At 53.1% G+C, this 8,903-nt stretch carries 9 protein-coding genes; 5 read left to right on the forward strand and 4 right to left on the reverse strand.

Features of this window, described 5'->3' with window-relative positions:
• Positions 1-61: 61 nt before the first annotated feature.
• Positions 62-892 carry an archaetidylserine decarboxylase gene (asd, locus tag OP495_RS15395; protein ID WP_280570550.1) on the reverse strand — a complete coding sequence of 277 codons (831 nt, stop codon included), beginning with the start codon at positions 890-892 and terminating at the stop codon, positions 62-64.
• Positions 893-1,399: 507 nt separating this feature from the next.
• Between asd and OP495_RS15400 the strand changes: the two genes are divergently transcribed.
• The 4 genes from OP495_RS15400 (at position 1,400) to OP495_RS15415 (ending at position 6,006) form a co-directional block, all read left to right on the forward strand.
• Complete coding sequence (locus tag OP495_RS15400) at positions 1,400-2,608, forward strand: aminotransferase class I/II-fold pyridoxal phosphate-dependent enzyme (protein ID WP_280570551.1); 1,209 nt, start codon at positions 1,400-1,402, stop codon at positions 2,606-2,608.
• A complete protein-coding gene (locus OP495_RS15405) occupies positions 2,598-3,860 on the forward strand; it encodes an ATP-grasp domain-containing protein (RefSeq protein ID WP_280570553.1) in 1,263 nt (420 codons plus the stop codon). Before OP495_RS15400 ends, OP495_RS15405 begins: the two co-directional genes overlap by 11 nt.
• 61 nt (positions 3,861-3,921) lie before the next feature.
• On the forward strand, positions 3,922-4,779 hold the full coding sequence (locus tag OP495_RS15410) for an isocitrate lyase/phosphoenolpyruvate mutase family protein (RefSeq protein WP_280570555.1): 858 nt from the start codon (positions 3,922-3,924) through the stop codon (positions 4,777-4,779).
• A 21-nt stretch (positions 4,780-4,800) separates the two neighbouring features.
• Positions 4,801-6,006 carry an MFS transporter gene (locus tag OP495_RS15415; protein WP_280570557.1) on the forward strand — a complete coding sequence of 402 codons (1,206 nt, stop codon included), beginning with the start codon at positions 4,801-4,803 and terminating at the stop codon, positions 6,004-6,006.
• Positions 6,007-6,180: 174 nt separating this feature from the next.
• Here the strand turns inward: OP495_RS15415 and OP495_RS15420 are convergent, their stop codons facing one another.
• Positions 6,181-6,630 carry an NUDIX domain-containing protein gene (locus OP495_RS15420; protein WP_280570559.1) on the reverse strand — a complete coding sequence of 150 codons (450 nt, stop codon included), beginning with the start codon at positions 6,628-6,630 and terminating at the stop codon, positions 6,181-6,183.
• Positions 6,631-7,890 (reverse strand): FAD-dependent oxidoreductase, encoded by a 1,260-nt coding sequence (locus OP495_RS15425; protein WP_280570560.1) that lies wholly within the window; start codon positions 7,888-7,890, stop codon positions 6,631-6,633. It lies immediately after the preceding gene.
• A 174-nt stretch (positions 7,891-8,064) separates the two neighbouring features.
• Here OP495_RS15425 and OP495_RS15430 point away from each other — a divergent pair, with 174 nt between their 5' ends.
• Positions 8,065-8,661 (forward strand): TetR/AcrR family transcriptional regulator, encoded by a 597-nt coding sequence (locus tag OP495_RS15430; protein ID WP_280570562.1) that lies wholly within the window; start codon positions 8,065-8,067, stop codon positions 8,659-8,661.
• 10 nt (positions 8,662-8,671) lie between these two features.
• Here OP495_RS15430 and OP495_RS15435 read toward each other — a convergent pair.
• A partial coding sequence (locus OP495_RS15435; protein WP_280570563.1) for a rhodanese-like domain-containing protein occupies positions 8,672-8,903 on the reverse strand: 232 nt, incomplete at its 5' end.

The raw sequence follows: 8,903 nt of genomic DNA on the forward strand, positions 1-8,903 counted from the left end.
GTGCTACTGGGGAACACGGCCTTGCCCCGCTCGGCATGGTGACTCTGTCTCGGCACACGACCTAGGAAGCTAGGGACTGCCCCATGCTGACCACCAGGCCGTCGGTGCAGACATCGCGAAACGCGACGTCGTGGCCGAAGCACATCACCACGGTGGAGCCGAGCTTGAAGCGGCCCATTTCCTGACCCTTCTCGATCACGATGGGCTCGTCGAAACGCGTCGTCTGGACACGCCCGCTGAGCGGGGTGACCTGACCCGCCCAGACCGTTTCGATGACGGCGACGATCATCGCGCCGACCAGCACCATCGCCAACGGGCCGTGTTCGGTGTCGAACAGGCAGACCAGGCGCTCGTTGCGGGCGAAGAGCCCCGGCACGTGGTTGGCGGTAGCCTGGTTCACCGAGAACAGCCGCCCCGGCACGTAGATCATTTCCCGCAGGGTGCCTGTCACCGGCATGTGCACGCGGTGATAGTCGCGCGGCGATAGATAGACCGTGGCGAAGTGGCCGTCCCGAAAGGGTGCGGCGCGATGCGTATCGCCCCCCAGCAGGGCGGTTAGTGAATAGGTATGCCCCTTGGCCTGGACGAGGGTGCCGTTGTCGATGGCACCGAACTGCGACAGCGTGCCATCGGCGGGGGAGACGATGCCCTCGCCGATGGGTCGTGCATCCGCGCGCAATGCACGAGTGAAGAAGTCGTTGAAACAGGCGTAGGCCTCGGGATCGCTGTCCACGGCCTGGCTCATGTCGACGTCGAAGGTACGAATGAAACGCTGAATGAGCAGGTCCTTGAGCCACGGCGTACGGCTCTCGGCAAGCTTGCCCGCCCCACGCGAGATCAGGTGGTGGGGCAGGGGGTGTTGAATTCTGGCGAAGAGTTCGTCGCGGTCCACGGGCGTATCCACGGCAACGGAAGAGGACCCGCCACCTTAGTCGCAGCGGTGCAGAGGTGCAATAGAAAGGCGGCGGCGAGCTGACGTAAGCCAGCATACCCAAGCCTCCCGCAAAAGCTTACTGCAAAGGGCTTTCTTTTCTGAGCCTCATTGTTTGCCTTCCCCTATGCTGCATCCTCGACTTTAGGTGGTTACTGACCGCCAACCCACCTCCTGCATGAAGACATCATGATGCTCCGGGTAGGTTGTATGGCGATAAAAATACTTAAATTCAATAACTTATAATAAGAAAAGATGGGCGTGAAAATTTGGGGTTGATTAGGGAGCAGTATAGTATTAATGTTTTATGAAACGATTCGATTCGTTTCATAATAAATGCAGCAGTGCTTTTGATTCGTGAAGGTGAGAATGGGGGCTGGTGCAACGCGCGGCGGTAGCGTGGCTTGAGAGCTTTGAACATGCGGAACAAATCTAATATCCATCTATGAACCATCATTGAGGCCATGCATGAAGACACTGGCACCCACCTTCTCCGATAGGGAGGCCCGAATCGAGAGCTCCAAGACTTCTGGCGCACGGATAAAAGCCGACAAGCTGAGAAGCCGGGGGGTCGATGTCATAAATTTTGCGAGCGGTGAGCTAGATTACATGCCGCCCAGTAGCCTTTTATCCTCAGTTGAGCGTATCAATTACAGAGACAGTCACCGTTATGTCGATACAGCGGGGCTACAGGAGCTCAGAAGTTTCGTCTCAGCGAATATCGCATCGTTTGATGAGATTACATATTCGGCTGAGGAAGTTATTATAACAACAGGGGCAAAGCACGGTTTGTTCTTGTCAGTCATGACATTGATCAATGATGGTGACGAAGTTTTGCTTCCACAGCCGAGCTGGGGAACTTTCAAGGCTCAAATAATGTTGGCTGGCGGAAAGCCTATGGTAGTCGAATCTGAGGGGGAAAGATTCAACCCTACTGCCGTTGAGTTTGAGAAGTGTATTGGCCAGAATACGAAGCTGATAGTCCTGAATAGCCCATGTAACCCAACCGGCGAGATATACAGCGAACACCAGCTCCGTGACATTGCCAAGCTCGCGAAGGAGCGGGGGTTATGGATATTGTTCGATGAGTCATACCGAAACCTCATTCGACCAGGCTGTGCATTCATCCATCCTGCGGCCGCTTTTCCAGGGATTCGTGACCAAGTGGTCACTGTCGGGTCGTTTTCTAAAAGCCTTGCCATTACAGGTTGGCGAGTCGGCTATGCATACGGTGGACAGGAGGTGATTCGGCGGTTGAAGAAACTCCAGAGTCACACTGCCTCAAACGCCAATAGCCTAGCCCAGTATGCCATATCCGACATCACTCAGAATGAGGTTGTCAGGTTCAATACCAAGGTAAATGCCGAGCTTGACGAAAGGTGTCACAAAATTCAGAACAGTCTGAAAGGCCAAGACCTGATCAGCTACTCGGAGCCGTGCGGTGCTTTCTACTTCTTCCTCGACTTCCGTAAGATAGTGGGAAAGAGGATGTACGGCATAGAGGTGGATTCGACAGATAGGTTAGCGGAAATTTTGATTGAGCATGCCCATGTTGCGCTGACTCCGGGAAGTGCATTTGGTAAAGAGGGCTTCATGCGACTTTCCTATGCCATAGATCGCGAGTCCATTCAGATAGGAATGACTAACCTTGTCGAGGCGCTGAATCATGTCGAATAATGATGGGTTGATTCTATATTTTGGTGCAGCTTACCTACCTGAGTTCTATGAAAGTGCGGTAATCCATGGCAGGCGGCTGGGGCTGTTGCTAAACACTGAGGGCGCGCACGACCTGAAGCCTGAGACATTTGAGTTCATTCATGAGATGAAATTCTCCGATGGCGTAGATGCTATTTGCCAGACAGTAAAGGAGTTGGAGCGAAAGCACTCGATTGCAACGATCATTAATGTGGATGAAGCAACTGTTAAGCTGTGGGCCCAAGTATGCAAGCGCCTTGGTTACAGAGGGATGAACGTTGGATCCGCAGCGGTTCTGCGGAATAAGTACCTCATGAAACAAAGCTTTGTAAAGAATCTAGGGGAAGAGTTCGTAACACGGTGCGCACGAATTGAGCATGAGGATGATGTAGTCGACTTCTACGGGAAAGCTTCTGGAAATATCGTAATAAAGCCTAGCAGTCTGTGGGGGAGCTTCTTTGTTGTAAAGTGCTCAAGCCTAAGCGAGGCCGTATCCAACTACAATAGGGTGAAGGACGAGATATTTGACTTTTGTGAGAGCCAGAAACATGAAGATGTCTACCCTGAGATTCTCGCCGAAGAATATATAGAGGGTACCAACCACTCTGTGGAGTGCTTGGTATTGAATGGTGAGGTCTGGTCGACACCAGTTATGGATGTCATGACAGGCGTGGATATTGGTGAAGACAATTTCCACCATTTCGCTAGGACAACGATGTCCTGTTTATCTAATGAGCAGAAGTTGTCGCTTCAACGAATTGCGAGGAGAGCTGTTACTGCCCTTGAGGTTGATGTGGGGGCAACACACGTTGAGTTTATATTTGGCCCTGATGGGCCGAAGATTGTCGAGATCGGTGGGCGACCAGGTGTCAACAGGACAGCTCTCCTTGCGAAAGCTCATGGGATTGACCTGTTGCAGGGATATATCGATGTACTTGAAGGACGAAAGCCCAACCTTAATCCAACAATCGATGGAGCAGCTGCTGTTGTCACACCTTACCCGAAGACGTCTGGTGTATTGAAGAGTTTCAATAGGTTGGAAGAGTTAAAAATGCTCAGTAGCGTTGACCTTGTGTCAGTACAAGGCGCTGTCGGAGATCATGTGCAAACGAGGCAAGAGGGAGGTTGGCCACTCGTAAGAATAGATATAAAATCAGAAAATCGACACACTTTCAAAGAAGACTTTAATCGGCTCACAGAGATATCACAAGAACTTTATTATGTAGAGTCATGATTAACGTGTAATACGCAAACAAGAAGGGGGCGAAATGTACCCGCAATGCATTCGAGAAATGATGTCATTCCGTGACCTGCTAAGTATGAAACTTGCAGAAGGAGATGTGGCAAGAGTTGTTGGAACACCTAATGCACTGAGTGCTGTTTTGGCAGAAGGTGCTGGCTTTGATGCAGTGTGGGCATCTAGCTTTGAAATATCAGCCTCACGATCGCTGCCCGATGCAAGCGTGCTCACCATGACAGAGTATCTTGCTGCAGCACAAGATGTTCAGAAGGCAGTCAATATTCCTGTCATAGCTGATGTTGATACCGGATATGGTGGGAATTTGAATGTGGCGCACATGGTGCGTGAATACGAGAATGCAGGTATCACTGCCGTCGCAATTGAAGATAAGATTTTCCCAAAAACCAACAGCTTTTATGGCAGCAAACATTCTCTACTTGACATTGATGAGTTCTGCTCGAAAATTCGTGTTGCCAAAAATACACAGCGTGATGAGACCTTCTTTGTAGTCGCACGGACTGAGGCGTTTATCAATGGCCTGGGTCTTGACGTTGCATTAGAACGTTGTAATGCTTATATTGATGCTGGTGCAGATGCCGTGTTGGTCCATTCCAAGCAAACTAGCAATCAGGAAATCATTGATTTTATTGGGCGTTGGGAGGGGAGAGCGCCTGTGATCATTGTTCCGACAACCTACCCCGACTGGCATGTAGACGATATGGCCAAGTTAGGCATTGCTACTGTCATCTATGCAAATCAAGGGTTGAGAGCCACTGTGTCTGCGCTCAGTGATACATATAGCCGCATTTTGGAAGAGGGTAAGACGACTGCAATTGAAGATAAGATTGTGCCCGTGCAGCGTATCTTCGAGCTTCAGCACTTAAAGGAATGGAAGCAACTTGAACAGACCTAGGGCTAAAGGTAGGAGCCACTGTTGCAACATTTGGCGCAGAATAAAAAACTCCCAATTTGTATATGGTGGCTTTTTCTAGGCACCTTGCTCAATCGGCTGGGCACACTTGTTCCTGCATTCCTTACTCTCTATCTACAGCTACAGAAAGATGCAGACACTACTGTTGTTGGTCTGCTTACTGGAACGTGGGGAGCAGGGGCAACATTTGGCGCATTGGTAGGTGGCGTTGTCTCTGATCGCTTTGGGCCAAGAGGGGCCATCGCATCAGCGCAAGTGATAACATTGCTATCCTGCATTGGGCTTTTCCTGAGTAGCGATGTAGTTTCCCTTGTACCTATCATATTCTTTTTAGGATGTGCTTCGAGCTTTGCCCGACCGGCTGCCGGGGTAGTTATCTCCAACGAGCTCCCGTCAGCGAAGCACATTAGAGCCTTTGGCATCGTTTACTGGGCTTCCAATATCGGCTCTGCATTTTCCTTCATTATTAGTGGCATGCTTGTGGAATTATCACCAGAGTTCCTTCTTCTGTTTAATTCCTGCACTGCTTTTCTCTATCTTCTTATTTCAACGCGTCTTCCTCGAATTGATTCAGTGGCTGAAAAGAGGTCATCATATGGTCAGGTAGTCCTAAAAACCTTTTCTCCCTTTCTTAACCCAAAGGTATTGGCCTTTCTATCACTCGTTCTTGTGCTGTCACTGATCTACTTGCAGAAGCAGTCGACCTTACCCCTGGACATGACCGAGAAGGGAATATCTCCCACGGCATTTGGTGTCGTGCTATCACTGAATGGAATACTGATCATTCTATTCCAGCCGCTGGTGACATCTCTATTTCAGAATGTGGATGAGAAGTATTGCTTTTCTTTAGCAGCCTTACTGCTGGGATGTGGATTTGGTCTCAATGCCATCTCAACCACTACCGTGTCGTTTGCATTGTCGCTCACGGTATGGACGGCAGGAGAGATACTCCTTATCCCCCAGGTATCATCATTCCTCCTCAAGATTGCGTCCGAAGGCGAGAATGGCACTTACCAGGGAGCCTTCTATTTTGTTTGGAGTCTTGGTTTGGCCCTTGGCGCGCCCGTCGGGCTGGCAGTATTCCATGCCTTTGGGGGAGGTGTGGTGTGGGGTGCATGTCTTGTTGCAGGTATATTAGTTTCAGTGCTATTTATGCTTTCATTGCACAAAATTAGAGGCAGGGAAGCCGAAAGTGGCCATCTGTCATGAGAAGAGCGCGATGGAGGAACGTTTGGATAGCCATCGTTTGTCCTGTCCCTCTCGATGACTCCTGTGGCGCTTGGGAGTAGACCACTTCACATATACAGAGCAGTATTTCTTCGTGGTGTCGAATAATCGCCAAGGTAGTCGATCAGCAGGTTAACTAAGACCATTTTATGGTGTTCACAGGACGCTGTAAGCGTGCCATCCCTCTGGGCAGGGAGTGCCCTGCCATAAGCTGATCATCGCTTCGCTTGCAGGAAATAGTGGCGCGGGAAGGTCTGAGGGCGAAAACCACGCCCAGCGGGTGAAGACATTCGGTTCGGTCACTTGCGGTTCGGCGAGGTTATCGTCGAGAGAAATCCGCGCCGCGCCGGTGATCGCCGTGTGGCGAGCGGTCAGTTGTTGCAGGAGTGCGAGGATGGCGACCGGCCGTTGCGTGATAATACCGGTTTCTTCGTGAAGTTCGCGCAGGGCGGCGGTCTCGAATGTTTCACCGGGTTCGACGTGGCCGCCCGGCAAACACCAGCTGGGTGTTTCACCGGTCTTGATCCGGTAGCCGAGCAGAAGACTGCCATCGGCACGAGTGACGATGACACCGACGCCGACTCTTGAAGAAACAGGCGAAGACATTCAGGAATATTCCTCAAGTGTTTCCAGCACGGAGCTGGCTGCGTAGTGGCCACTGATGAAGGCCGCCACGATACCACGGAATAGGCCGCAGGCGTCGCCGACGACCCAGGTGGGGCGACCGGGGATGCGCAACGTGCCATCGACTTCCGGGTACCAGCCGATCCCTTCCAGGGTCGGGCCGATCAGTATTGTCTCGTCATGCTTGATTGCCGGAAAGCTGTGAATGAGTTGCCTCAAGCCCTGGAGCATGGCCTCGGCCACGTCTCTCCCGTAAATCGCGTCCATCGTCGAGGTGGCGTATTCTTGGCCTTCGAACCACGCCATGAGCGGGATTTCGTAGTAGGCGCCGTGCTCACGTAAGGCGGTTCCGATTGTTTCGATGGTTCGCCTTGCCAAGGCTTCATCGAGGATGCGCGTGTTGAAGCCGACATTGGATCGCTGCGATGGTGGCCCATCAGAATGTCCGGAAACCGTCCACAACCCTTGTGTCTGGGTGAGCACGGTCCGACCGTTGCGACAGGCACAAAAGGTACGCCATTCGATGGCGTCGGACGCGGCGCGCAGTGTCAGCTTGGGATCCAGGTTGGAGAGAGGCTGAAAGAATGCCAGTTCGCTGGGTTGTTCGATGCGAAACCCGACTTCCAACCGGCGGAAGGTTTTCTTGATGTCATCATCGAGCTCGAAAGCGCCAAAACGTCCGGTTGCCCAGATCAACGTTTGGGTAATGATTTCGTAATACTGTCGAGTGTTTTGCAGTCCCAGATGGTGTCGTTTCGTCGATGCGTCATATCGATAACTTGTCAGGCGAGTCCTGGAGGCGATGTCGGCGTCGAGCCCGCTCACCAGGCCGAACACCATCTCCAAGCGCGCTTCTAGTGAAAGATAGTTGGAAGGGTAGCTCTTGAGCACCCAGTCGCCGACACCCGGGGTATAGGCATTGGCATCGCTCGGGAAGGGTGGGGTATCCAGGCCATACGCGTTGAGTAGGCTGCAGGTCCACGTATAGGCGTCATGCAACGCCTCACGCCTGGGTAGGTGCCACAGGTGGGTCGCGGAAGGGAAGAACGAGAACTTCCCATCCGAATACAGCCCGGCACCACCATGCCCCTGTGTCAGTTCGGCCTCTGCCGTCTTGTCTCGCTCGGTGATTGCGCGGCCCTGGTCGATGATAATGATCCGGTGCCCTCGACGGGAGAGTCTTTGCGCAGCGGCCAAGCCTGCCGGGCCGGCGCCGATGATGGCAACATCGTAGTTCTGCATGATAAAGGATCTCGGCTAGCTAGGCGGCGTCATGATCCCCGCAAAGACGTGTAATGGTCGTTGCAAAGCATGTCGTGGTATCGTTGGGCAGCCAACATAAGGATCGATACGAATCGTTTCGTATTATGAAGTAACCCTAATCTTCTTGAGTGGTTTTTGGCAAGGGTGTCAGCAATGTCTTCTGTTTCATCTCCGCGACCGGGGCGGCCGCGTAGTGCTTCTGCAGCTCCCAAGGCCATGCGGGCCGCCTTGGATCTGGCGCTCGAAGGGGGGATCCAGCATGCCACCGTCGAGCGCGTTTCCACCGTATCGGGGGTGGCCAAGTCGACTCTCTATCGGCGTTGGCCGAATGCCCCGGCGATCGTCATGGATGCCTTCTTCGAGGAGGTGGGGCCGTTGATCGCCTATGACGCGCAGTTGCCCATCGTCGAGAGCTTCTGCCAGAGCGTCGGGGCATTGGTGGAGGCCCTGAAAGGGCCGCGTGGGCAGTTGTTGCGGGAGTTGCTGGGGACCGCACAGGCCGAACCCGACCTGCGCGAGGCGTTCGTGGAACGCTGGATCGCGCCCAGGCGCCGCATGGGACAAGAGGCCATCGAGGCGGCCATCGCGCGAGGCGAACTGCGGCCGGAAGTCGACCCTGAGCTGACTCTGGACCTCATTTACGGTGCGGTTTACTACCACCTGACGGTGTCGTTCAGCGACATCGACCAGCGCTATATCGCCGCGTTGGTGGATAGGGTTCTAGGCCCCTATCTGACTGCCCGAGCATGATATCTGTCGGCTACTTTTCTATCGGTGTATCGTCGCGGTTGCCCCATTCCTGCCAGGAGCCGGGGTAGGCGCGCATCTTCTCGAAGCCTAAAGCCTTGCCCACCAGCCAGGTGAAGCCGCTTCGATGGTGGCTCTGGCAGTGGGTGACGATCTCTTTATCCGGTGTCAGGCCTTTCGCTTCGAGCTCGGCGATGAGTTCGGCGTAATCGCGCAGGCGCAGGTGGCGTTCGGGATCCATGGCG

Origin of the sequence: Chromohalobacter sp. 296-RDG, from assembly GCF_029889885.1 — a bacterium.
Taxonomy (GTDB): Bacteria; Pseudomonadota; Gammaproteobacteria; order Pseudomonadales; family Halomonadaceae; genus Chromohalobacter.

Excerpts from the sequence above, each read along its gene's own strand:
- OP495_RS15405 (WP_280570553.1), top strand. The coding sequence starts at position 2,598 with ATGTCGAATAATGATGGGTTGATTCTATATTTTGGTGCAGCTTACCTA.
- OP495_RS15425 (WP_280570560.1), bottom strand. The coding sequence starts at position 7,890 with ATGCAGAACTACGATGTTGCCATCATCGGCGCCGGCCCGGCAGGCTTG.
- OP495_RS15400 (WP_280570551.1), top strand. The coding sequence starts at position 1,400 with ATGAAGACACTGGCACCCACCTTCTCCGATAGGGAGGCCCGAATCGAG.
- OP495_RS15420 (WP_280570559.1), bottom strand. The coding sequence starts at position 6,630 with ATGTCTTCGCCTGTTTCTTCAAGAGTCGGCGTCGGTGTCATCGTCACT.
- OP495_RS15410 (WP_280570555.1), top strand. The coding sequence starts at position 3,922 with ATGTCATTCCGTGACCTGCTAAGTATGAAACTTGCAGAAGGAGATGTG.
- OP495_RS15430 (WP_280570562.1), top strand. The coding sequence starts at position 8,065 with ATGTCTTCTGTTTCATCTCCGCGACCGGGGCGGCCGCGTAGTGCTTCT.